Annotated in this window: 23 protein-coding genes; 22 read left to right on the forward strand and 1 reads right to left on the reverse strand. The window is 57.7% G+C overall.

Annotated features, from left to right (window positions below; genetic code table 11):
- Window positions 1-52: 52 nt before the first annotated feature.
- Window positions 53-1,591, reverse strand: coding sequence for a diguanylate cyclase domain-containing protein (locus B3R00_RS11305; protein WP_286999095.1), 1,539 nt, complete (start codon window positions 1,589-1,591; stop codon window positions 53-55).
- 147 nt (window positions 1,592-1,738) lie between these two features.
- On the opposite strand from B3R00_RS11305, the gene surE reads away from it, so the two are divergent.
- The 22 genes from surE to B3R00_RS11415 all read left to right on the forward strand — a co-directional run bounded on the left by surE (window position 1,739) and on the right by B3R00_RS11415 (window position 23,843).
- Window positions 1,739-2,527 (forward strand): 5'/3'-nucleotidase SurE, encoded by a 789-nt coding sequence (gene surE / locus B3R00_RS11310; protein WP_219164147.1) that lies wholly within the window; start codon window positions 1,739-1,741, stop codon window positions 2,525-2,527.
- A complete protein-coding gene (locus B3R00_RS11315) occupies window positions 2,524-3,306 on the forward strand; it encodes a protein-L-isoaspartate(D-aspartate) O-methyltransferase (protein WP_286999096.1) in 783 nt (260 codons plus the stop codon). The genes surE and B3R00_RS11315 overlap by 4 nt, the downstream gene beginning before the upstream one ends.
- A gap of 13 nt (window positions 3,307-3,319) precedes the next feature.
- On the forward strand, window positions 3,320-4,180 hold the full coding sequence (locus tag B3R00_RS11320) for a peptidoglycan DD-metalloendopeptidase family protein (protein WP_286999097.1): 861 nt from the start codon (window positions 3,320-3,322) through the stop codon (window positions 4,178-4,180).
- A gap of 80 nt (window positions 4,181-4,260) precedes the next feature.
- Window positions 4,261-5,283 carry an RluA family pseudouridine synthase gene (locus tag B3R00_RS11325; RefSeq protein ID WP_376747663.1) on the forward strand — a complete coding sequence of 341 codons (1,023 nt, stop codon included), beginning with the start codon at window positions 4,261-4,263 and terminating at the stop codon, window positions 5,281-5,283.
- Window positions 5,284-5,391: 108 nt separating this feature from the next.
- Window positions 5,392-6,147 (forward strand): SMC-Scp complex subunit ScpB, encoded by a 756-nt coding sequence (scpB, locus tag B3R00_RS11330; protein WP_286999098.1) that lies wholly within the window; start codon window positions 5,392-5,394, stop codon window positions 6,145-6,147.
- A gap of 84 nt (window positions 6,148-6,231) precedes the next feature.
- Window positions 6,232-7,491, forward strand: coding sequence for a 23S rRNA pseudouridine(2605) synthase RluB (gene rluB / locus B3R00_RS11335; RefSeq protein ID WP_286999099.1), 1,260 nt, complete (start codon window positions 6,232-6,234; stop codon window positions 7,489-7,491).
- A gap of 109 nt (window positions 7,492-7,600) precedes the next feature.
- Window positions 7,601-8,026: a nucleoside-diphosphate kinase gene (gene ndk, locus B3R00_RS11340; protein WP_174862607.1), complete on the forward strand. Its 426-nt coding sequence runs from the start codon at window positions 7,601-7,603 to the stop codon at window positions 8,024-8,026.
- Window positions 8,027-8,115: 89 nt separating this feature from the next.
- Window positions 8,116-9,240, forward strand: a complete 1,125-nt coding sequence (gene rlmN, locus B3R00_RS11345; RefSeq protein WP_286999100.1) for a 23S rRNA (adenine(2503)-C(2))-methyltransferase RlmN — start codon at window positions 8,116-8,118, stop codon at window positions 9,238-9,240.
- Window positions 9,241-9,377: 137 nt separating this feature from the next.
- Window positions 9,378-10,097 (forward strand): tetratricopeptide repeat protein, encoded by a 720-nt coding sequence (locus B3R00_RS11350; RefSeq protein WP_286999101.1) that lies wholly within the window; start codon window positions 9,378-9,380, stop codon window positions 10,095-10,097.
- Window positions 10,090-11,067: a helix-turn-helix domain-containing protein gene (locus B3R00_RS11355; protein WP_286999102.1), complete on the forward strand. Its 978-nt coding sequence runs from the start codon at window positions 10,090-10,092 to the stop codon at window positions 11,065-11,067. Before B3R00_RS11350 ends, B3R00_RS11355 begins: the two co-directional genes overlap by 8 nt.
- Window positions 11,068-11,070: 3 nt before the next feature.
- Window positions 11,071-12,342: a flavodoxin-dependent (E)-4-hydroxy-3-methylbut-2-enyl-diphosphate synthase gene (ispG, locus tag B3R00_RS11360; RefSeq protein WP_286999103.1), complete on the forward strand. Its 1,272-nt coding sequence runs from the start codon at window positions 11,071-11,073 to the stop codon at window positions 12,340-12,342.
- 126 nt (window positions 12,343-12,468) lie between these two features.
- Window positions 12,469-13,767, forward strand: coding sequence for a histidine--tRNA ligase (gene hisS, locus B3R00_RS11365; RefSeq protein WP_286999104.1), 1,299 nt, complete (start codon window positions 12,469-12,471; stop codon window positions 13,765-13,767).
- An 18-nt stretch (window positions 13,768-13,785) separates the two neighbouring features.
- Complete coding sequence (locus tag B3R00_RS11370; RefSeq protein WP_284214893.1) at window positions 13,786-14,466, forward strand: YfgM family protein; 681 nt, start codon at window positions 13,786-13,788, stop codon at window positions 14,464-14,466.
- A 38-nt stretch (window positions 14,467-14,504) separates the two neighbouring features.
- Window positions 14,505-15,632 carry an outer membrane protein assembly factor BamB gene (bamB, locus tag B3R00_RS11375; RefSeq protein WP_174862603.1) on the forward strand — a complete coding sequence of 376 codons (1,128 nt, stop codon included), beginning with the start codon at window positions 14,505-14,507 and terminating at the stop codon, window positions 15,630-15,632.
- A gap of 13 nt (window positions 15,633-15,645) precedes the next feature.
- Window positions 15,646-16,980, forward strand: a complete 1,335-nt coding sequence (gene der / locus B3R00_RS11380; protein WP_284214894.1) for a ribosome biogenesis GTPase Der — start codon at window positions 15,646-15,648, stop codon at window positions 16,978-16,980.
- Between the two features lie 116 nt (window positions 16,981-17,096).
- Complete coding sequence (gene hfq / locus B3R00_RS11385) at window positions 17,097-17,351, forward strand: RNA chaperone Hfq (RefSeq protein ID WP_174862600.1); 255 nt, start codon at window positions 17,097-17,099, stop codon at window positions 17,349-17,351.
- Window positions 17,352-17,406: 55 nt separating this feature from the next.
- Window positions 17,407-18,618: a GTPase HflX gene (gene hflX, locus B3R00_RS11390; protein ID WP_286999105.1), complete on the forward strand. Its 1,212-nt coding sequence runs from the start codon at window positions 17,407-17,409 to the stop codon at window positions 18,616-18,618.
- Window positions 18,619-18,688: 70 nt separating this feature from the next.
- A complete protein-coding gene (gene hflK, locus B3R00_RS11395; RefSeq protein WP_286999106.1) occupies window positions 18,689-20,050 on the forward strand; it encodes an FtsH protease activity modulator HflK in 1,362 nt (453 codons plus the stop codon).
- 11 nt (window positions 20,051-20,061) lie between these two features.
- The gene (gene hflC, locus B3R00_RS11400) at window positions 20,062-20,958 is read left to right on the forward strand and encodes a protease modulator HflC (RefSeq protein ID WP_174862597.1); all 897 of its coding nucleotides are present in this window, start codon (window positions 20,062-20,064) and stop codon (window positions 20,956-20,958) included.
- A 48-nt stretch (window positions 20,959-21,006) separates the two neighbouring features.
- The gene (locus B3R00_RS11405; RefSeq protein WP_286999107.1) at window positions 21,007-21,198 is read left to right on the forward strand and encodes a DUF2065 domain-containing protein; all 192 of its coding nucleotides are present in this window, start codon (window positions 21,007-21,009) and stop codon (window positions 21,196-21,198) included.
- Window positions 21,199-21,287: 89 nt separating this feature from the next.
- Window positions 21,288-22,436 (forward strand): ATP phosphoribosyltransferase regulatory subunit, encoded by a 1,149-nt coding sequence (locus tag B3R00_RS11410; RefSeq protein WP_286999108.1) that lies wholly within the window; start codon window positions 21,288-21,290, stop codon window positions 22,434-22,436.
- A gap of 30 nt (window positions 22,437-22,466) precedes the next feature.
- Complete coding sequence (locus B3R00_RS11415; RefSeq protein ID WP_286999109.1) at window positions 22,467-23,843, forward strand: adenylosuccinate synthase; 1,377 nt, start codon at window positions 22,467-22,469, stop codon at window positions 23,841-23,843.
- The last annotated feature ends 50 nt before the right edge of the window (window positions 23,844-23,893 follow it).

Raw genomic sequence — 23,893 nt, forward strand, 5'->3', positions numbered from 1 at the left:
TCACCTCACCTCACCGTCCGTTGCGTGATGGGCCGGGGTGGGTGCGCCGCGCTTAAATCAGGGCCACGCGGCCCAGACCCATGCGCTGGGCTTGCTCGCATGCCTGCAATGCGCGCTGCACGGCTTCGGCTGGGGTGTCCAGGCCACTGAGGGCAATCACCCCTGCACTGAAGCTCAGAGGTGCGGCGCGATCGTCCAGCAGCAGCGGGCGCTGGCTGAGTTCTTGCTGCAGGCGAGCCAATGCCTGAGCAGCCTGGGTGACCACTGTGGCAGGAAAGAGAATGACAAACTGCTGCTCGCGGATGCGCCCGATGGCATCTTGGGGGCGCAAGGTGGCGCGCACCAGCCGGGCCAGGTGTACCAGGGCCGCAGCCTTGGCCTGCGGGCCGTTTTCGGCTTCCAGCGCCGCCAACTGATCAATGTGCAGTGCGGCCAATGTAGTGGGCTGGGCCTGGCGCTGGTTGCGGGCGGCTTCGGTGAGCAGGGCTTCTTGCAGGCCCTGTGCATTGAGCGCGCCGGTCTCCGGGTCGTTGCGGGTGCTGTCTTCCACGCCAAGCAGTGCATGCGAGAGCGCTTCGATTTGCTCTTCCTGGGCTTGCGTTTGCGCCCGCAAATCGGCCAGCTGTGCCTGCACGATGCGGTTTTCTGTGGCCAAAGCGCTGCCCGAGTGCACCACGGCCTGCAGCACGGGGGTCAAGTCTCCCAAATCCTGCGCTTGCTGGATTTGCTGGGCGCAGTTGGTCAGTGCCTGGGCGTGGCTTTCACTGAGCTTGCCCAGGCTGGCCATTTGCTTGGCGTGCTCGGCCAGCAGGGATTTGAGCTGCTCGTGGGCATCGGCGCGGCTGCCTTCAATTTCTAGGTGACGAAACAGCAGGCTCTTGAGGTGGGTTTGTATACGGTCCAGTTGTTGCAGGGTCCACGGCTGTTCCATGGCGGTAGCCAGTGCTTGTGCTTGTTGCTGCAGGGTGGGGTCGTGGGCAGCGAGGGAGGCAATGTGCTCGCCCACCATGCGCAACAGGGCGTGTATGCCCATGCGCCGCTGCGCCTGGTCTTGCGCGGTGAAGGACAGTCGGTAGCTGTAGTTGTGCAGCATTTGCTCTAGCGTTGCCAAGGGCGGCGGTGCCGTGCGCAAAAAATGCACCAGTTGGTCAGAGAGCTCTTGCATACGCTGGTCTTCTTCGCCCAGCGCGGTCACGGTGGTCTCTACCAAGCGTGCCAGCTGTTGTGCCAAGGCATCCGGTAGTGCGTTCACCGTGGCGATGGCGGTGGGCGCCTCTTGGAGCACGGGTGCTTTGGGGGCAACGCCCAGATCCAGCTGCGCGTAGTCGGCAATCACCGCCTGCAAAGCGGTCCAGTCCTGCCCCTCTACTGCGGTCGAAAAAGCGTGGGCTAAACGTTTTTGAATCGGGGTTTGGGTGGGCAGCACGGTGGCAATGCGTCGCAGCGGCGCCAGCGGGAAGCTCACTTGCGGCAGCAAGCCTGCCACCTCTTCGTACACCGCTTGGTAGTTGGCCGGTGTAGGCGCTAAGCGGCGTGTGGCCAGCAGCTTGAGGGTGTCGCGAGCAATATCAGCAGGGGTGCGTGCAGCCACGGGGGAGCCTTACAGAGGGAGACAAAAGATGAAGTTTGGCAGAGTGCTGCACAGTTTGCATGGCGATGGGCGCTGCAATTCGTAGGAGCGCCGAGGTTTGCGCAGGCTGGTGTGGCACCTACAATCGGCGCAATCTGTTGAAAGCCCATGAAGATTCTTATTTCTAACGACGACGGGTATCAGGCACCCGGCATCATCGCGTTACATGATGCCTTGGCTTCCATTGACGGCGTTGCGGTCGAGGTGGTGGCGCCTGAGCACAATAACAGCGCCAAATCTAATGCGCTGACTTTGCATTCGCCTCTGTATGTACACCGCGCAGCGAACGGTTTTCGCTACGTCAACGGCACACCGGCAGACTGTGTGCACATTGCCATGACCGGTTTGCTGGGATACAAGCCAGACTTGGTGGTCTCCGGCATCAATAACGGCGCCAATATGGGCGATGACACCATTTACTCCGGTACGGTGGGTGCCGCCATGGAAGGTTTTTTGTTTGGTGTACCTGCCATTGCTTTCTCGCAAGTGGAGCGCGATTGGGGGGAGTTGGCGTCTGCGGCCCAAAAAGCCAAACACATGGTGCAGCAAATGCGCCAGCAGCATCTGATTGGTAATGCGCCGTGGCTGTTGAATGTGAATATTCCCAATCTCCCTTTGGAGCAGTTGGGCGCGGTGAAGCTGTGCCGCTTGGGGCGCCGTCATTCGGCAGAGCCGGTGATTACCCAGATCAGCCCACGCGGTGAAACCATGTACTGGATTGGCAGCGCAGGCGCGGCCAAGGACGAGTCAGAGGGCACTGACTTTTATGCGACCGCGCGCGGACATGTCGCCATGACGCCGTTGAAGGTGGATTTGACGGACCACGATCATTTGGTCTACTGGGCGCAGACTGCATCCCGTCTGGATGTGGCGGGCCCCTCCAAGGAAGCCGTATGAATCAGCCCAAGCGCTCGGTACCCGGTTGGATTGCAGCCTCGGCAGCCCCCAAGCATGTCAACGGACGTGTGGGAAGCGGCGTTGCACCAACGGTGCGCTCTACGCCTGCGCCCGTAGGTTTGGGCTTGGACTCTGTAGCCGTGCGTATGCGTATGGTGCAGCGACTGGCGGCCTCAGGCATTCAGTCGCCAAGCGTGCTGGGTGCGCTGGGTCGTGTAGAGCGTCATTTGTTTGTCGATAGTGCGTTGGTGAACCAAGCCTATGAAGACACCAGTTTGCCCATAGGCTTGCAGCAAACCATCTCTAAGCCCAGCGTGGTGGCCCGCATGATCGAGCTGCTCGAAGGCGCAGAGTGCGTACGCGCATCCGGTAAATTGGGGCGTGTGCTGGAGGTTGGTACGGGCTGTGGTTATCAGGCCGCCGTACTGGCCTGTGTGGCGCAGCAGGTCTATTCCGTGGAGCGTTTGCGCGGCCTGCATGAAAAAGCGAGGAACAATTTGCGCCCTCTGCGACTCACCAATGTGCATCTTTTGTTTGGGGACGGGATGTTGGGCTACGCGCAAGGTGGTCCTTATGCGGGCATCATTTCGGCCGCAGGGGGAGAGTCAGTTCCTCGGGCTTGGTTAGACCAATTGGCGGTGGGAGGGCGCTTGGTGGCACCCACTGTGAGAAGTACAGGGCAGCAAGCATTGCTGGTGGTTGACAAAACGCCGCATGGATTTACAGAGTCTGTGCTCGAAGCAGTGCACTTTGTCCCTCTAAAATCTGGGATTGCCTGAAAGGGAAATAAATATGTTGTTATCGCGAGGTCTTGGAGCTTTGAGTGCAGTGCTGGTCGCTGGCGGGTTGCTGGCCGGTTGTGCTCAGGTGAACAAGGCGCCCGTCGAAGACCGAGGTGGTTGGGGTTCAGCCTCCACAACTCGTGTAGACCCATCGACGCTGCCCGGCGCAGAAAATGCGGGTAAGCCTGGTTACTACACCGTTCAACCCGGTGACACCTTGATTCGGATTGGCTTGGAGCATGGTCAAAGCTGGAAGGATGTAGCGCGCTGGAGCAATTTGACTAACCCCGATTTGATCGAAGTGGGTCAGGTGGTGCGTGTGGTGCCGCCAGGCGCTGCGGTGGGGGTGCAGTCCCAAGGAACGCGTCCTGTGGCGTCGACAACGGTGCAGCCTGTGACACTGCCACCTGCTGGCAGCACCGCATCAACGCCAGCTGCAGCACCTGTCGCTACAGCACCATCGTCTGCAGAAAGCGCTGCTTCTAGCGCCGGTGGAGATGCCAGTGGGCTGGGTTTTATGTGGCCTGCCTCTGGCGCAGTGATTGCAGGCTTTAATGAGTCGACCAACAAGGGTGTGGACATTGCCGGCAAGGCCGGTGACCCTATTGTGGCTGCAGCAGATGGCCGGGTGGTGTATGCGGGCGCAGGTTTGCGCGGCTATGGCCATCTGGTGATTTTGAAGCACAACAATACCTATTTGACGGCCTATGCCCACAACCAGAAGTTGTTGGTCAAAGAAGACCAGAATGTGAAGAAGGGGCAAAAAATTGCGGAGATGGGCAACACCGATGCGGATCGTGTGAAGCTTCACTTTGAAGTGCGCCGCCAGGGGAAACCTGTTGATCCTTCGCGCTATTTGCCAGCGCGTTAAGCTTCGCTAAGGTTAGGTCTTTGCGCAAAATGCCCGGTGCGATCCGCGTCGGGCATTTTCTTTTGTGTTTTTGTTGAGGAATGTGCGTGAGTTCAAACGCGTTACCTTTGGATCAGGATGTGCTGCTGGAGTCTGAGGATGCGGCAGAGGTGGAGGCGGGCGCTTCTGCAGTAGAGGTGCGTGAGCTCAAAGCAGGCATGGCGCAGCATGGCACGCGCCTGGATAAAACCCTGGTGGATCTGGTGCCGGAGTTTTCTCGCAGTTATTTGCAGCAACTGCTGGAGCAGGGGGCGGTTCAGCTCAATCACAAGTCAGCAACCAAGGCATCTGCCAAGGTAAAGTTGGCAGATGTGATCACCATTGAGATGCGGCCCACCGCACAAAGCCAGTCTTTCAAGCCTGAAGTGATGGCATTGGATGTGGTCTACGAAGATGCGTATTTGCTGGTGGTGAACAAGCCAGCGGGTTTGGTGGTGCATCCGGCGCCGGGGAACTGGCAGGGTACGTTGCTCAATGGCTTGCTGGCCCACCACGCAGGAGCTGCGATGGTGCCCAGGGCAGGGATTGTGCACCGCTTGGACAAGGATACCAGTGGTTTGATGGTGGTAGCCAAAGATCGTTCCACCATGGATGCACTGGTAGCGCTGATTGCGCGACGTGACGTCAGTCGCCGTTATCTGGCATTGGCGCACAAGCCTTGGAAAGGCGCGGAGCTGCAAAAAGTGGATGCGCCGATTGGACGTGATCCACGAAATCGTTTGCGTATGGCCGTGGTGGATTTGGCGCAGCATGCTGGTAAAGAGGCACGTACAGACATTACGTGTTGGGACACCACCTCTGCGCACTGCTTGGTCCATTGCAAGCTGCATACAGGGCGGACACATCAGATCCGGGTGCACATGCTTTCTTTGGGGCATCCCTTGGTCGCAGATGCGTTGTACGGCGGTGCTCCTGCGGGTGATATGCAGCGACAGGCGTTGCATGCATTTCGTCTGTCGTTTGTGCACCCCGTGACAGCTGAGGTGTTGGAGTTGGCTGCTGAGCCACCGGAAGATTTCCTGTGCGCCATCGAAAAATTGGGCCTGCGCTACAATCCGCATTAAATCAAGGCGCTTGAGTATTTGCGCCTTATCGTTGGTGTACTTGCCCGTGAGGGTCCGGTCCATCTGTCTTTACACCTCCCTTCCTTGAGCGAGGCTTGCGTCAAAACCATGAATTCGGTTGATGCCAAACGGGTCCTAGAAACCGCCTTAATTTGTGCGCAGCAGCCTTTGTCGCTGCGGGAATTGCGTGCGTTATTTGACGGTAATCTGGGTGCGGATACGCTGAAGGATTTGCTGCTGGCTTTGCAGCAAGACTGGATGGGGCGTGGCGTTGAACTGGTGCAAGTGGCGTCTGGATGGCGCTTCCAAAGCCGTCCTGAAATGCGTGCCTATCTTGACAAGCTGCATCCAGAAAAACCTCCGCGTTACAGCCGTGCGGTGCTCGAAACTTTGGCCATCATTGCTTATCGCCAACCGGTGACACGTGGTGATATCGAGGATATTCGAGGTGTGACGGTCAATAGTTTGATCATCAAACAACTGGAAGACCGCGGCTGGATTGAGGAAATTGGCCACCGTGAGACAGTCGGGCGTCCGGCCCTGCTTGCCACGACCCGCCAGTTCTTGGATGACTTGGGTTTGAAGTCGCTGGCAGAGCTGCCCATGCTGGACGAGCCGGAAGCGCAAGCCACGCTGTTTAGTGCGTTGGAAGATGCTGCTGATGCCGACGGCGCAACGGCTGCTGAAGATGATGCAAAAGTCGCAGATCAGTTGCCGGAACCGGTAGATGACCTGTTTGCGGAACCTACTTTGCCCATGTATCAAGTCTTTGTGCCAGTGATGGATGTGACGCCAGACGCGGTGTCAACACCTGTTGAAAAGCCGACCCCAGAAATACCCGAAGGCGATAGCACCAAAGCCTAAGTGCTTGGCGTACAGCGCCAATATGAATGAATAAATGAAAGCGTCTTGCCACTATGAATGGGCGGGCGCGGAAACGGAAGAACCATGAACAAAGAAAACAAGCCTGTGCGCCGTGCGCCTGGTAGTGCTGCTCGCAAGCCCCAAGTCGCCCGCACTACAGCGTCCGCCGTGGCTCACGCAACAACGGTGCCTGCGCAAGACATGATGGAGCTACTGGGTGCTGATGAAGGCTACGACTTTGATGCTGTAATTTCTGGCGAGTTGGATGCCGCTGAAGAGCTGCCCCAAGCCGCCCCTGCCAAGCGTGTACTGCAGCCCGAACTGGAATCGCCCAAGTTGCATAAGGTACTGGCGCAAGCCGGTCTGGGCTCGCGTCTAGAGGTGGAACGCTGGATTGGTGAAGGGCGCATCACTGTGAACAACGAGTTGGCTCATGTGGGCCAGCGTATTCAGTTGGGTGACAGCATCAAGGTGGATGGCAAACCGGTGAAGGTGCGCATCGATCCGCCTGCCGTGCGTGTTTTGGCCTACCACAAGCCATCAGGCGAAGTGGTGACGCTGGATGATCCGCAAAACCGACCCACGGTTTTTCGGCGCCTGCCCAAGCTGCACAACGGCAAGTGGCAGTCGGTTGGCCGTCTGGACTTGAACACCGAAGGTTTGCTGCTGTTCACGAGTTCCGGCACGTTGGCTAACAACCTGATGCACCCCCGATTTGGTTTGGAGCGCGAGTACGCCGTGCGTGTATTGGGCGCTTTGACCAAGGAAGAAAAGCAGTTGCTGACCACGGGTGTGCAGCTGGAAGACGGCGAAGCCGCTTTTGGTTCCATCGAAGACGGCGGAGGCGATGGTGCCAACGTGTGGTACCGCGTGACCATCTCTGAAGGGCGTAATCGCGAAGTGCGCCGCATGTTTGAGTCGGTGGGGCGTGCGGTCAGTCGCCTGATTCGTATCCGTTACGGTGCTATGCAACTGCCCCGTGGTTTGCGCCGCGGCGCGTGGATGGAGTTGGATGAGAAGGACGTGCAAGCCTTGATTCAAGCCTCTGGCGTGGCCATGCCCCAGTCCAGGCGTGCTGCGCCGACGCAAAACATGCGCCGTGAATCGGACCGTGCTGGTTCGCGCAACAAGGCACGTGTGAATGCAGCGGAGGAAGAGCGCTTACTGCGCGCGCGTCGCAAGACCAAGGGTGGCCCCAAGCGCACCAGCAACAATGACTATCAACTGCCTAGCGCACAGCCTGATCCCATGAAAACCTCGGTCGGCTATATCGGCAGTGACAGTTTGGCGCGAGTCCGCGCTGAGCAAAAACGCAAGCCAGCGGGGCGCCGCAGCGGGCGTTAAGCAGGCAAGGGCGCTTGGCAAGCAGTTTCAAGGGTTGTCAGCGCCCCGTTAGAATCAAGGGTTTTGCCGGTTTGGCAAAAAATTATTCCCTTTTGACTAGGAAAACCCAATGGCAATCGAACGCACACTCTCCATCATCAAGCCCGACGCAGTTGCAAAGAACGTGATCGGCCAAATCTACAGCCGTTTCGAAAACGCTGGCCTGAAGATCGCTGCTGCCAAGCTGGTGCACCTGTCGCAAGCTGAAGCTGAGCAGTTCTACGCTGTGCACAAAGAGCGTCCTTTCTTCAAGGACCTGGTGAGCTTCATGGTTTCCGGCCCTGTGATGATTCAAGTGCTGGAAGGCGAAGGCGCTATTTTGAAGAATCGCGAGCTGATGGGCGCTACCGATCCTAAGAAGGCAGAAGCTGGCACCATCCGCGCTGACTTCGCTGACAGCATCGACGCGAATGCCGTGCACGGTTCCGACGCTGCTGAAACAGCGGCTGTGGAAATCGCTTTCTTCTTCCCTGGCATGAACGTTTACGCACGTTAATTCCATGAATCCCATGCTGGCCGTGCTTGCTGTAACGGCAGCACCCCCGCATGGGAGTGTTGCCCTGTAAGTGGTCTGGGGTAATACATATGACCACCACCAATCTTTTGAATTTTGACCTTCAGGGGCTGACTGCATATTGCGAGTCGCTGGGGGAAAAGCGTTTTCGCGCTACGCAGCTATACCGCTGGATTCACCAGCGCGGAGCCAGTGATTTTGACCAGATGACCGATTTGGCCAAGTCCCTGCGCGAAAAACTCAAGGGCCAAGCCCAGATCGTGGGTTTGCCCGTGATCAGCCAACATATTTCTCAAGACGGCACGATCAAGTGGCTGTTTGATGTGGGTGATGGCAACGCCGTGGAGTCGGTGTTCATCCCGGAAGACGATCGCGGCACTTTGTGTGTCTCTTCGCAAGCAGGTTGTGCAGTGGGATGCCGCTTTTGTTCCACTGGGCACCAAGGCTTTAGCCGCAACCTGACAACGGGCGAAATTTTGGCGCAGCTGTGGTTTGCGGAGCACTTCTTGCGCAAGCATCTCCATACCGAAGAGCGTGTCATCACCAACGTGGTGATGATGGGCATGGGCGAGCCCCTGCAGAACTACTCCGCCCTAGTGCCCGCGCTGCGCACCATGCTGGATGACCATGCCTATGGGCTCTCTCGCCGTCGCGTGACCGTGTCGACCTCGGGTGTCGTGCCCATGATGGATCGTTTGTCGCAAGACTGTGCTGTGGCGCTGGCTGTCTCGCTGCACGCACCTAACGATCCGCTGCGCGAAAATTTGGTGCCGCTGAATAAAAAATATCCGCTCGATGAGCTGATGCAAGCTTGCATCCGCTATCTGGAGTTTGCACCGCGCGATTTCATTACCTTCGAGTACTGCATGCTCGATGGCGTTAATGACCAGCCTGAGCATGCGCAGCAACTGATTGAGTTGATTCGCAAGCACGGCAAGGGCAAGCCTTGGTGCAAATTGAATTTGATCCCGTTCAACCCATTCCCTGCTTCGGGTTTGTTACGCTCATCGAATGCTGCAGTAGCAGCTTTTGCCAAGGTGCTCAGCGACGCAGGCATTGTGACCACGGTGCGCAAAACCCGTGGAGATGATATTGATGCGGCATGTGGACAGCTGGCCGGTGACGTGAAAGACCGTACCCGTGCAGCAGAACGCATGGCTAAGCAACGTACCATACCGCTGACGCCTATCTCCTAACGGTTTTATCTATAGCAAGGATGTGCATGCCAACACCATTCGGTCCCATGAAGCAGTTATTGAGCAAAGCCCGTTGGGCTATGGGTGGGCTGGTAGCGGCATGCGTGCTGGCAGGTTGTACAGCCACAGGAAGCACTGTGGCGCCAGAAGCTATTCCTGGGTCGGCTGCCGAAGTGGAAGTGCATCGACTGGCCAAAACACGTTTGCAATTGGCAGCCTTGCACTTTGAAGAGGGGCGTGCGGAAGTGGCTTTGGGTGAGGTGGCACAGGCCTTGCAGGCATATCCCCGCTATGTGGATGCCTATAACCTCAAAGGCTGGATTCAGATGAGCCTGCAAGACTACAAAGCTGCCAATGAAAGCTTTGTGCAGGCGCTGGCATTGCGGCCCGGAGACGCAGACACACTGTACAACCTGGGATGGCTGCAGTGCCAACAAAAACAATTCATCTTGGCGGACCGCAATCTGGATGCAGCGCTGGAAGCGCCTCGCACCAGTGGGCAATCGGTCGCGCGGATTTGGCTGGCCAAAGGGGTGTGCTTGCAACAGGCAGGCAAACCAGGGGATGCGCTGCAGGCCTTGGAAAAAGCGCATGAAATAGAGCCGGGTAGCCCGGCAGTTGCCTACAATTTTGCCAATGCATTGCACGCCCGGGGAGATAACGAGCGTGCGCGTTTTTATGTGCGCCGTATCAATAACGGGCAGTGGGCTTCTGCGCCATCGCTTTGGTTGGGAATCAAAGTAGAGCGCAGCCTGGGTGACCGGGTTGCCATGCGGCAGTTGGCAGATCAATTACATAAGCGATTCCCTGATTCCAAGGAATGGCAACGGTTTGAGCAGGGAGCTTTTGATGACTGAGGTGGTAGTGGATAGCGCGGATCAACAAAGCAGTAACAACACAGCAACGCCTCCGGTCATGGGAGGGGCGGGGCTGCTGCTGCGGCAAGCGCGCGAGCAGCAGCAAATGTCGGTGCAGGCGCTGGCATCCACGCTGAAAGTTCCTGTCTACAAGCTGCAGGCTTTGGAAGAAGACCGTTGGGATGTGCTCACGGACTCTGTGTTTACCCGCTCTTTGGCGTTGAGTGTGTGCCGTTTGCTGCACATTCCCGTAGAGCCTGTACTCGCTGGCCTGCCCAAGCACGAGGCTGCCAAGTTGGCGTCCAATCCAGAAGGCATTAACGCGCCTTTCAAAGAAAAGACCTTGCGCTCTTTGATGTCGTCGTCACAAGACAGCGGCTCTAGCAATGCGGTCAAACTGGTGGCTGCGTTGCTGATTGCTGTGGCTGGCGGGGCAGGTTTGTACTTTGTACCCCAATGGCAAGCTGCGGAAGAGGCGCAAGCTGCTGCCGCTCCCGGCGAAGCTGCAACGGACGAACCCCTTTTTATGCCGCAGTTGCAAACAGAGCCTGAGACACCTGTGGCAGAGCCCTCAGAGGCCAAGTCCGAGAGTGCGACGGCGGTAACTGCTGCTTCTGCTGCAGTGGATGCCACTGCGCCCCCACCTGCAGCGGTGACAGCAGCGGCTGAAGCAGCCAAGGCGGTGGCTGCAGTGCCAGAGCCTACGTCCAAACCCGCAGCGACGGCGAATGGCCGCGTGCTGCGTTTTGCAGCCACAGGCGAGTCCTGGGTGCAAGTGCGCGATGCCCAGCAGCAAGTGGTGATGGAAAAAATGTTGAAGGCCGGCGATGTCTACCAAGAGGCAGCCGCTGGTCGATCTCTTCAGATTGTGGTGGGCAATGCCAGTGCCACAACGCTGGAGATTGATGGTGTCGCAACGGATTTGACCGCTTCGGCCAAAAACAATGTGGCCCGATTTGAGGTGAAGTAACAAGTGTCTGACAACACATTCCAAGCGTCGCCCATCGCGATCGCTGCCCCGCTGCCTCGCCGCAGCCGCCAGGCCCGCGTGGTGTGGCGCAACAACGTGGTCACCGTGGGGGGCGATGCCCCTGTGCGCGTGCAGTCCATGACCAACACCGACACGGTGGATGCCATCGGCACAGCCATCCAGGTCAAAGAGCTGGCACAGGCTGGCTCGGAGATGGTGCGCATCACGGTGAACACGCCCGAAGCCGCCGCCGCCGTGCCCTACATCCGTGAGCAGCTGGACCGCATGGGTGAGTACGTGCCGCTGGTGGGCGACTTCCACTACAACGGCCACCGCCTGCTGACCGACTACCCCGCCTGCGCCGAGGCGCTGTCCAAGTACCGCATCAACCCCGGCAACGTGGGCAAGGGCGAGAAGAAGGACAAGCAGTTCGGCCAGATGATCGAGATCGCCGCCAAGTACGACAAGGCGGTGCGCATCGGCGTGAACTGGGGCTCGTTGGACCAGGAAATCATGGCCGAACTGATGGATGCCAACAGCCGGCGCGCCCAGCCCTGGGAAACGCGCCAAGTCATGTACGAGGCGCTGATCACCTCGGCCATCACCTCGGCCGAGCTGGCCCAGAACATCGGCCTGAACCCCGACAACATCATCCTGTCGTGCAAGGTCAGTGGTGTGCAGGATTTGATTGCTGTGTACCGCGAGTTGGCGCGCCGTTGCGACTACGCGCTGCACCTGGGGCTGACCGAAGCCGGTATGGGCACCAAGGGCACGGTGGCATCGACCGCCGCGCTGGCCGTGCTGCTGCAAGAAGGTATTGGCGACACCATCCGCGTCTCGCTGACGCCCCAGCCGGGCGAAGCGCGCACGCAGGAGGTGGTCGTGGCCTCGGAGATTCTGCAAAGCCTGGGCCTGCGCGTGTTTGTGCCCAGCGTGACTGCCTGCCCCGGTTGCGGCCGTACCACCAGCACCACCTTCCAGGAGCTGGCCAAGCAGATTGACGACTACCTGCGCGGTCAGATGCCCGTGTGGCGCATGAAGTACCCGGGCGTGGAGGCCATGAAGGTGGCTGTCATGGGTTGCATCGTGAATGGCCCGGGCGAGAGCAAGCATGCCGACATCGGCATCAGCCTGCCCGGCAACGGCGAGGCGCCAGCGGCGCCGGTGTTCATTGATGGCGAGAAGGCCATGACGCTGCGCGGCGAAGGCATTGCCACCGAGTTCCAAGAGATTGTGGAATCGTATGTGCAGCGCCGTTGGGGTGCGGGTGCTTGAATAAAACAATAGCTTTCAGCGCACGTGTTTAAATACTTTCCAATATAAAAGTGTTTGAAAACCGCGCTGAACCAGCGCAAGCAGCTCTTCTTTTTGAATAGCTGCATTTTTGGTGAGATTTCTGAAGTGGCAAAGACCGACAAACTCTCCGCCGTCAAAGGCATGAACGACATCCTCCCTGGCGAGTCCGCCCGCTGGGAGTGGCTGGAAGCGCAGGTGCGCGACCTGATGGGGCGCTTTGCCTACCGCAACGTGCGCACGCCCATCGTCGAACATACGCAGCTGTTTGTGCGCGGCATCGGCGAGGTGACGGACATTGTCGAGAAGGAGATGTACTCCTTCGAGGACAAGCTCAACGGCGAGCGCCTGACGCTGCGCCCCGAAGGTACGGCCAGCCTGGTGCGCGCCACCATCGAGAACAACCTGCTGTACGACGGCGGCAAGCGCATGTGGTACATCGGCCCCATGTTCCGCCACGAGCGTCCGCAGCGCGGCCGCTACCGCCAGTTTCACCAGATCGGTGCCGAGGCCCTGGGCTTTGCCGGCCCTGACGTGGACGCCGAGCTGATCCTGCTGGCCGTGGCCTTGTGGAAGCGCCTGGGCCTGACCCAGTGGCGCCTGGAAATCAACAGCTTGGGCCAGCCCGAGGAGCGCAAGGCGCACCGCGAGGCGCTGATCGCCTACCTGGAGCAGCACACCGAGGTGATGGACGAAGAGGCCAAGCGCCGCATGTACAGCAACCCGCTGCGCGTGCTGGACACCAAGAACCCGGCGATGCAGGAGATGGTCAACGCCGCGCCCAAGCTGCTGGACTACCTGGGCGAGGCCTCGCTGGCGCACTTTGACGGCCTGAAGGCCATCCTGGACGCCAACGGCGTGCCCTGGACGGTCAACCCCCGTCTGGTGCGCGGCCTGGATTACTACAACCTCAGCGTGTTCGAGTTCGTGACCGACCTGCTTGGCTCGCAAGGCACCATCTGCGCCGGTGGCCGCTACGACTACCTGATCGAACAGGTCGGCGGCAAGCCGGCCCCCGCCGTGGGCTGGGCCCTGGGCGTGGAGCGCGTGCTGGAGCTGGTCAAGGAACTGGGTACGGACATTCCGCAGCCCGTGCTGGATGCCTATGCCATCGTGCCCGATGTGGCCGCCATGCCCGTGGTGCTGCGCACGCTGACCCAATTGCGTGAAGCCGGCGTGTGCGTGCAAATGCACACGGCGGGAGCGGAAGGCATGGGCTCCATGAAGTCGCAGTTCAAGAAAGCGGACGCCTCGGGCGCACACTTTGCGCTGATTTTTGGCGCCGATGAACTTGCTCTGGGCAAGGTGACGGTCAAGTCGCTGCGCGACGGGCAAGGTGGTGCGCAAGTGCTGCAATCGCTGGATGCAGTGGCCGTTTGGGCACACACCCTACAATCGAACGCTTAATTTGTAACGACACCAGATATGGCAACGCATCTCGACCTCGAAGAACAAGAGCAACTTGATCAGATCAAGCACTTCTGGAACAAGTGGGGTACCCCCATCACTGGCGTTGCCGTGGTGGTGATGGCTGGCTTTGCCGGATGGAACGGCTGGCAGTTCTGGCAGCAGCGTCAGGCGCTGCAAGCATCGGCGCTGGCCGATGTGGTGGCCGTGGCTGTGGAAAGCGGCGATCAAGCCCGCGTAGCCCAGGCTTTTGATGCCGTAAAGGCTGATTACAAGGGCACATTGCAGGCGGGGCATGCCGCTTTGTTGGTGGCGCAATCTGCAGTGAATACCGGCAAGCTGGACGAGGCCAAGTCTGCTTTGCAGTGGGCGATAGACAACACCAAGGATGAGGGGTACCAGGCCACGGCCAAGCTGCGGCTTGCCGCTGTGCTGATGGAGGAAAAAGACTTGGATGCCGCGGCGGCGTTGCTGCGCTCCAGCTTTCCTGTGGAATTCAAGGGCTTGGCAGCCGATCGGCTGGGCGATGTGCTGCAGTTGCAAGGTAAAAACAATGAAGCGGTCACTGCCTATCAAGAGGCATGGAAGCTGCTTGATCCCCAAGTGGATTACCGCGCGTTGGTGGGCTTTAAGCTCAACGCATTGGGTGTAGCAACTTCGGAAACTGGCTCGGCGAATTCGACGGAGACAACTAAGTGAATCACAGCGCACAACAACATCAAGGTTCTCGTTTTTGGATGACTGCTCAACGTACCGTGCTGGCTGCAGCTTTGGCGACAGCTTTGGGCGGTTGTGCGTGGTTTGGCTCTAGCAAGGCGCCAAAGCCTGCAGATCTGGGCCCTAATGTGGTGAATTTGCCAGTGCGCCAAGCTTGGCAACTTAGCATTCCTGCGGTCAAAGACGCCAACATCCGCGCCCAAGTGCAGGGTGACAATGTGGTGGTGGCATCTGCAGATGGCACGGTGGTGAGTGTGAATGCTGCCAATGGCCGTGAGAACTGGCGCGCCCAAGCGGGCAAGGGGCTGCAAACCGGTGTAGGCGCAGATGGCCGTATGGCAGCGGTAGTGACAACGGGCAATGAGCTGGTCATGCTGGACGCTGGCAGTAAGTTGTGGAGCAAAACGCTGAGCGCTTCTGCGTTTACAGCCCCCTTGGTCGCTGGGGGGCGTGTATTTGTGCTGACGGCAGACCGTGCTGTGTCTGCCTTTGATGCCCAAAATGGTGCGCATCTGTGGACGCAGCGCCGCGATGGCGAGCCCTTGGTATTGCGCCAGCAAGGGGTGCTGATGCCTTACGGCAATACGCTGCTGGCCGGCTTGTCGGGGCGTCTGGTGGCTTTTAACCCTGATAACGGCAATGTGCAGTGGGAAGCGCCTTTGGCATCGCCACGTGGCACCAATGATGTGGAGCGCTTGGTAGATTTGGTCGGCCCAGCCGCTCGCGTGGGGAATGTGATTTGTGCACGTGCTTTCCAATCTTCGGTGGGCTGTGTGGATGCGAATGCAGGGCGTACCGGTTGGGCGCAAACTGCCAAGGGAGCAGTGGGAATTGCTGCTGATGCAGAGTACGTGTTTGGAGCCGAAAGTAACGGCATCGTCCAAGCTTGGAATATGGCTGATGGTGAGAAGCGTTGGTCGGTAGATCGTTTCCAGCACCGCAAGTTGACCGCACCTTTGGTGCTGGGTCGCGCGGTGGTGACAGCCGACGAGTCGGGTTTGGTGCACCTGCTGTCCAAAAAGGACGGCTCGCACTTGAATCGACTCACAACAGATAGCACTGGTGTAGCTGTGGCACCAGTAGTGGCCGCCGATACCTTGGTGGTCGTGACACGGGGTGGTGGCATTTACGGCTTCCGCCCGGATTGACAAAAAATTTCGAATGAAGCCAGTTATTGCCCTTGTTGGGCGGCCCAATGTGGGCAAATCCACTTTGTTTAACCGACTGACAAAGTCGCGCGACGCGATCGTTGCCGACTTTGCAGGGTTGACGCGTGACCGTCACTATGGTCAAGGCAAGCAAGGTAAGCACGAATACATCGTGATCGACACCGGTGGCTTTGAGCCTGACGCATCCAAGGGCATCTTCAAGGAGATGGCCAAGCAAACGCGCCAAGCCGTCGCTGAAGCCGATGTAGTGCTGTTTGTGGTGGACGCGCGCGATGGCTTGTCGGCACAAGACCATGACATCGGCAACTACCTGCGTCGCTTGGGCAAGCCGTGCGTGCTGGTAGCTAACAAAGCCGAAGGCTTGAAGGCGGGCACGCAACTGGCGGAGTTCTACGAGCTGGGGCTGGGGGATGTTTACCCGGTTTCAGCTGCCCATGGTCAAGGCATACGTGGATTGCTTGATTTGGCGCTGGAGCCATTGAATCTGGCCGATCCCGATGAGGCAAGTATTGAAGATGTAGAAGCTCGTCCTGTGCGCTTGGCAATGGCTGGTCGCCCTAACGCGGGTAAATCGACGTTGATCAATACGTGGCTGGGCGAAGAGCGTTTGGTGGCGTTTGACATGCCCGGCACGACACGTGATGCAATCGCAGTGCCTTTTGAGCGCAATGGCCAAAAGTTTGAGTTGATTGACACAGCGGGTTTGCGTCGCAAAGGCCGGGTGTTTGAAGCGATCGAAAAATTCTCGGTGGTTAAAACCCTGCAAGCGATTGAAGACGCGAATGTGGTGCTGCTGCTGATAGATGCTACCGAAGGCGTGACGGACCAAGATGCGCACATCGCAGGCTATGTGCTGGAAAGCGGTCGTGCCGTGGTGGTTGCGGTCAATAAATGGGATGCTGTGGATGATTACCAGCGCCAGATGGTGGAGCGAGCCATCGAAACCCGTTTGGGCTTCTTGAAGTTTGCTGCCCTGCACTTTATTTCTGCCACCAAGCGCCAAGGTTTGGGGCCGCTGTGGGCATCCATCGTGCAGGCGCACAAGGCGGCTACCTGCAAGATGCCTACACCGGTGCTCACACGCGTGCTGATGGAGGCCGTGCAGTATCAAACACCTAAGAAGGTGGGAGCCTACAGACCCAAACCGCGTTATGCGCACCAAGGTGGTATGAATCCTCCAGTGATTGTGGTGCACGGCAACTCTGTGGAGCATATTACCGACGCCTACAAACGTTTCTTGGAAGGGCGTTTCCGCAAAGAGTTTGACTTGGTGGGAACACCGCTGCGGATCGAGTTCAAGACTTCGCACAATCCCTATACCGACTAAGGTGGGAAGCCATGATCGCGGTGCTGGAGTGACCGAATCCCTCTCGGGATAAGGGCACAAAAGCCACTGTGGTAAGGTGTCGGTTTACAACAACATTTCCGAACACGGAGAATATCGTGAGCAATAAAGGCCAACTCCTGCAAGATCCCTTTCTGAATGCACTGCGTCGCGAGCATGTGCCAGTCTCCATTTATTTGGTGAATGGCATCAAGCTGCAAGGTCAGATCGAGTCTTTTGACCAGTACGTGGTGCTGTTACGCAATACAGTGACGCAAATGGTCTATAAGCATGCCATCTCGACCATCGTTCCCGGACGTGCGGTGAACTTTAATATGGCTGACAGCAACGAGAACGAGGCACCAGCCGCTTGAACTTGTTGACTTACCCATTCCCTGCGCAGCAGCGCAGGGCAGGGGAGGTGCTGGCATGAGCGCAAACGCTACATCTTCCCCTAACACCGCCACCCCTGTGGTTTTAGTTGGTGTTGACTTCGGACTTCCACATTTTGACAGCGAGCTTGAAGAATTAGGCTTGTTGGCACAAACCGCTGGTTTGAATCCCGTTGCGCGAATCACCTGCAAGCGAAAAGCGCCAGACGCTGCTTTGTTTGTGGGCAGTGGCAAAGCAGACGAAATTCGCATGCTTGCGCAAATGCATGGCGCCCAAGAAGTTTTGTTTGACCAGGCTTTAAGTCCTGCGCAGCAACGCAACTTAGAGCGCCATATGGAGATGCCTGTCAACGATCGTACATTGTTGATTTTGGAGATCTTTGCACAGCGCGCGCGCAGCCATGAAGGCAAGTTACAGGTGGAGCTCGCAAGGCTGCAATACGTCAGTAGCCGTTTGGTGCGGCGATGGACACACTTGGAACGCCAAATGGGTGGTATCGGCGGCCGTGGTGGCCCTGGTGAAAAGCAAATTGAGCTAGATCGCCGCATGATTGCGGATGCTATCAAGCGCACCAAAGACAAGCTGCAGAAGGTAAAGAAACAGCGCCAGACACAGCGTCGTCAGCGAGAACGCCGAGATGTTTTCAATATCTCTTTGGTGGGCTACACCAATGCAGGTAAGTCGACATTGTTCAATGCGCTGGTCAAGGCCCGGGCTTATGCTGCAGACCAGTTGTTTGCGACTTTGGATACCACGACACGCCAGCTGTATTTGAGCGAGGCAGGGTTATCCGTCTCACTGTCAGATACGGTAGGGTTTATTCGTGATTTGCCACACGGGTTGGTAGAGGCGTTTCAAGCGACTTTGCAAGAAGCCGTTGATGCGGACTTGTTGCTGCATGTCGTGGATGCCTCGAATGAAACTTTCCCTGAGCAGATGGATCAAGTGCGCAGAGTGTTGGGGGAAATTGATGCCTTGGGTATTCCGCAGGTTTTGGTTTTCAACAAACTTGATGCCTTGCCGCGAGGCCGCATGCCCGCTGCTCTGCAAGATACTTACGAAGTCGATGGGGTAGAAGTGCCTCGTGTATTCGTGAGTGCGCGCAATGGAGAAGGATTGCCGCAGTTGCGCCAAATCTTGGCAGATGCAGCACTGGCTGCACGCAAGACGCCCGCCGAAGGGGGTATACCAGGCGATGAGGATGGATTGCTGTCCGAGTCAATGCCCCCCGAAGACTACGACGATTGAGCAAAGTGTCTACCCTACATTTGGGCACAATGCCAAATGGTTCATAGCAATACCAATTGAGACTTTTCGCATGAATTTCCTGAATCGCGCCCCACGCTGGGCAGTGCTGCCAGAACGCTTGCGGGGAATGTTCAATCTGAATGATCCCCGTTGGGGCCGTGGAGAGGACAACAATGCAGGGGAGGGCGAGCAGCGCCCGGATTCTGATCGTCCAACGCCACCGCCTTCCTCTCATCACCAGCCACCTCGTGGTCAAAACAACCAAGCAGGGCAGCCGCCAGATTTGGATGAGTTGTGGCGCGACCTCAATCGCAAGCTTTCGGGCTTGTTTGGGGGTAAACCGCCGCAAAGCCCTCGTGGTGGTAATGGTGCTCAGCCTCCAGAAATGAAGGGTGCTGGCATTGGGGTGGGAGTCATCGCGGGTATCGCGGTGCTCATCTGGCTAGGTACAGGCTTTTTTATCGTACAAGAAGGCCAGCAAGCTGTGATTACGCAGTTTGGTAAGTACCACTCGACAGTGGGTGCGGGCTTTAATTGGCGCGTGCCTTATCCGATTCAAAATCATGAGTTGGTATACGTTTCGCAAATTCGCTCTGTAGATGTTGGTCGCGACACCATCATCAAAAGCACTGGTTTGCGAGAGTCGGCCATGCTGACCGAAGATGAGAACATCGTTGAGATCAAATTTGCTGTGCAATACCGCTTGAGCGACGCGCGGGCTTGGCTGTTTGAAAGCAAGAGCCCTGATGTCGCAGTGGTTCAAGCTGCCGAGACGGCTGTGCGTGAAGTCGTGGGCAAGATGAAGATGGATACCGCGCTGGCGGAGGAGCGTGACCAGATCGCTCCTCGTGTGCGGGATTTGATGCAGACCATCTTGGATCGCTACAAAGTAGGCGTCGAAGTGGTTGGCATCAACATGCAGCAAGGTGGTGTTCGTCCGCCAGAGCAGGTGCAGGCCGCATTTGACGATGTATTGAAGGCGGGGCAAGAGCGTGAGCGCGCCAAGAACGAGGCGCAAGCGTATGCCAATGACGTGATTCCTCGCGCCACTGGTACTGCATCGCGCCTGAAAGAAGAGGCGGAGGCCTACCGGGAACGCATTGCTGCACAAGCCCAGGGTGATGCACAGCGCTTTAGCTCTTTGTTAGCGGAATATAAGAAGGCGCCGCAAGTCACGCGTGATCGTCTGTATACCGAAACCATGCAAGAGGTTTACAGCAACGTGACCAAGGTACTGGTGGACTCGCGCCAAGGCTCGAATCTCCTGTATTTGCCGTTGGACAAAATTATGCAAAGCGCAGGTGCTGCCCCGCAGGCAGTGACCGATGCTGCTGCGCGTGCACAGTCGCAAAACGCAGTGACTGTGGTCCCTGCAACCCCCGCTGATTCGCGCGCACGTGATGCACGTTCGCGTGAACGTGAGTCCCGCTGAGGAGATCCGTTGTGAACAGAGTTGGATTTATTGCCTCTAGCTTGTTGGTGGTGTTGGCGCTGCTGAGCTCCATGCTTTTTGTGGTAGACCAGCGCCAATTTGGTGTTGTCTACGCTTTGGGTCAGATCAAGACCGTGATTACGGAGCCGGGTCTGAACTTCAAGTTGCCGCCTCCATTTCAAAACGTACGCTATATCGATAAGCGCTTGTTGACGCTCGACAGCACGGATACGGAGCCTATGCTGACGGCTGAGAAACAGCGTGTAGTGATCGACTGGTATGTGCGCTGGCGCATCAGCGACCCATCGGAGTACATCCGTAATGTGGGTTTGGATGAAAGCGCTGGCGCTATGCAGCTCAACCGCGTGGTGCGCAATGCCTTCCAAGAAGAAGTCAATAAGCGCACCGTACGTGAACTGCTCTCCAGCAAACGCGATACCCTTATGGCCGACGTGAAGGATGAAGTCCTGAAAGCCGTGACGGGTGGCTCTGGTGGCAAACACTGGGGCATTGATGTGGTGGATGTGCGTATTACCCGTGTGGACTACGCCGAAACCATTACGGAGTCGGTATATCGCCGTATGGAAGCGGAGCGCAAACGTGTAGCGAATGAGCTGCGTTCTACCGGGGCTGCAGAGGGTGAAAAGATTCGCGCAGAAGCCGACCGCCAGCGTGAAGTGACGGTGGCCAACGCCTACCGTGATGCACAGATCATCAAGGGTGAAGGCGATGCAACTGCTGCAAAAACCTATGCTGAAGCCTTTGGCCAAGATCCGCAGTTTGCGAAGTTTTATCGCAGCTTGGATGCATACAAAGCCAGCTTTGCCAACAAGAGCGACGTGATGCTGGTGGATCCCAGTAGCTCTGATTTCTTTAAGTCCTTCCGCAGTAGTGGGTCAGGCAACTAAGTCGCTGTAGACCTTTTGCAGCCATCAGGCCAAGGTAAGCTCACCGCCATGGAAACAGAAATTTCTTGGTGGGCTGCCTTGGCCTTAGTTTTGGTCCTTGAAGGCCTCTTCCCCTTCATCTCTCCGAAAGGCTGGAGGCACATGTTTGCCCAGCTTCTGGCCCTGCGTGATGGTCAGATACGTTTTATGGGGCTGCTCTGTATCGCAGTCGGTCTGGCTTTGCTCTGGCTGCTCAAATAACGTGCCTTATGTCTAGGCCATAAGCCTTTTGTAGGGCGTGGCTGCGATAGCCGATAGAATCACGTTTTTAACAGCCTCCCCCTTTTTCCATGTCCGCTTGGGTCCTGCCGGATCACATCGCCGATGTGCTGCCTTCTGAGGCACGTCACATCGAAGAGTTGCGTCGAGGTTTGCTCGATACGGCACGCAGCTATGGGTATGAGTTGGTCATGCCTCCGCTCTTGGAGTATCTGGAGTCTTTGCTCACCGGTACCGGTGAAGCACTGAATCTGCAAACTTTCAAGTTGGTTGACCAGATTTCTGGACGCTCTTTGGGACTGCGTGCGGACATGACGCAGCAAGTGGCGCGCATTGATGCGCACTTGCTCAATCGTGAGGGAGTCACGCGCCTGTGCTATTGCGGCCCTGTGTTGCATGCAGCGCCAGACCGTCCGCGGGCTACGCGAGAGCCTTTGCAGTTCGGAGCGGAAATCTATGGACATGCTGGCCCCGAAGCAGATGTGGAAGCATTGAGCTTGGCGCTGGCTTGTGTGCAAGGCGCGGGTCTTGAGGGCTTTACCGTAGATTTGGGGGATGTGCGCATTGCACGCAGCTTGATGGCTGGAGTGATGCTGGATGCCAGTATTTTGCAAAAAGTGCATGCCGCACTGGCTGCGAAGGATGCGACAGAGCTGGCTGGTTTGACTAAAAATTTCCCCCAAGCCTCTCGCGAAGGTTTGCTGGCGTTGCTGCAGCTTTACGGCGATGTCAGTGTGCTGGACGAGGCTGAAAAACTGTTGGCAGGCATTCCTGGGGCGCAGCACGTGCTGCAGCACTTGAAGTGGTTTGCCGCACAGTTTCCTCAAGCGAATGTGACGTTCGATTTGGCGGATGTCCGTGGCTATTCTTACTACAGTGGCACCCGCTTTGCTGTGTACGTCCCTGGAGCCAGCGATGCGCTGGTGCGTGGTGGTCGTTATGACGAAGTGGGTGCTGTTTTTGGACGCAACCGCCCTGCGGCGGGCTTCTCACTGGACATCAAACAGCTGGTGTCGGTGGTGCCATCGCGTCCGCTGCGTGCGGCCATTCGCGCTCCTTGGGGTAGTGATACACAACTGAGTTTTGCGATTGCGCAATTGCGTGCGCAAGGTGAAACAGTGGTGTGTGTGCTTCCCGGGCATGAGAGTGAAGTGGACGAATTCGACTGCGACCGCGTTCTGGTGCATAGCGCCGGGCAATGGGTCGTGCAAGCCATTTAAGGCATTTTTCAATTCATCGGATTTGAGATTATGAAAGCAACCAAAGGTCGCAACGTGGTCGTCGTCGGTACCCAGTGGGGCGACGAAGGCAAGGGTAAATTGGTCGATTGGTTGACCGAAAGCGCCCAAGGCGTAGTGCGCTTCCAAGGCGGCCACAACGCGGGTCACACCCTGGTGATCAATGGCGTGAAGACTGCGCTGCACCTGATTCCCAGCGGCATCATGCGCCCCGGCGTGAAGTGCTACATCGGCAACGGTGTGGTGCTGTCGGTAGGCAAGCTGTTTGAAGAAATTGAAGGCCTGGAGAAGGCAGGCGTTGCTGTGCGCAACCGCCTGCGTGTGTCCGAAGCTTGTCCTTTGATTTTGCCCTTCCACGTAGCGCTGGATGTGTGCCGTGAAGCGGCCCGCGAACAAGGCGGTGTGCAAAAGATTGGTACCACGGGCAAGGGCATTGGCCCAGCGTATGAAGACAAGATTGCGCGCCGTGCACTGCGCGTGCAAGACCTGAAGCACCCCGAGCGTTTTGCGACCAAGCTGCGCGAGCTGCTGAGCCTGCACAACCACATTCTGGTGAACGTGCTGGGGTCGAAAAAGTTTGAGTTTGGTGCCAATTTGGCGCCTTACATGAAGAACGGTGAAGTGCAGTTTGACGCGGTGTACGAAGAAGCCATGCGCCATGCAGAGCTGCTCAAGCCCATGATTGCTGACGTATCGCGCGAGCTGAACGACGCCCATGCTGCCGGTGCCAACCTGCTGTTTGAAGGTGCGCAAGGCACGTTGCTGGACGTAGACCACGGCACTTACCCCTACGTCACCTCGTCCAACTGCGTGGCCGGCAATGCTGCGGCTGGCGCTGGCGTGGGCCCCGGTTTGCTGCACTACATCTTGGGCATTACCAAGGCGTATTGCACCCGCGTAGGCGGTGGCCCATTCCCTACCGAGCTAGAGTGGGAAAAGGAAGGCACACCGGGCTGGATCATGTCCACCGTGGGTGCTGAAAAGGGTGTAACTACTGGCCGTTCGCGCCGCTGTGGTTGGTTTGATGCCGCGCTGCTCAAGCGCTCGGCCCAGATCAACGGTCTGTCTGGCCTGTGCATTACCAAGCTGGACGTGCTGGACGGCATCGAAGAGCTGCAACTGTGCGTGGGCTACGAGCTGGACGGCGAGAAGATCGACATCCTGCCTTTGGGTGCTGACGACATTGAGCGCTGCAAGCCCATCTACGAATCCATTCCCGGCTGGACCGACTCCACCGTGGGTGTGACCGACTACGACAAGCTGCCCGTGAATGCACGCCGCTATCTGGATCGTATTGCGGAAGTGACGGGTGTGCCGATTGCGATGGTCTCCACCAGCCCTGACCGCGATCACACCATCCTGATGCAAAACCCCTACGCAGCTGCGTAAGCGCTTCTGCCTTTATAAACACGCTCCTTTGCGAAGCATTTAGACAGGAA

It is taken from the genome of Comamonas sp. UBA7840, from assembly GCF_002501455.1.
Taxonomy (GTDB): domain Bacteria; phylum Pseudomonadota; class Gammaproteobacteria; order Burkholderiales; family Burkholderiaceae_C; genus Comamonas; species Comamonas jiangduensis.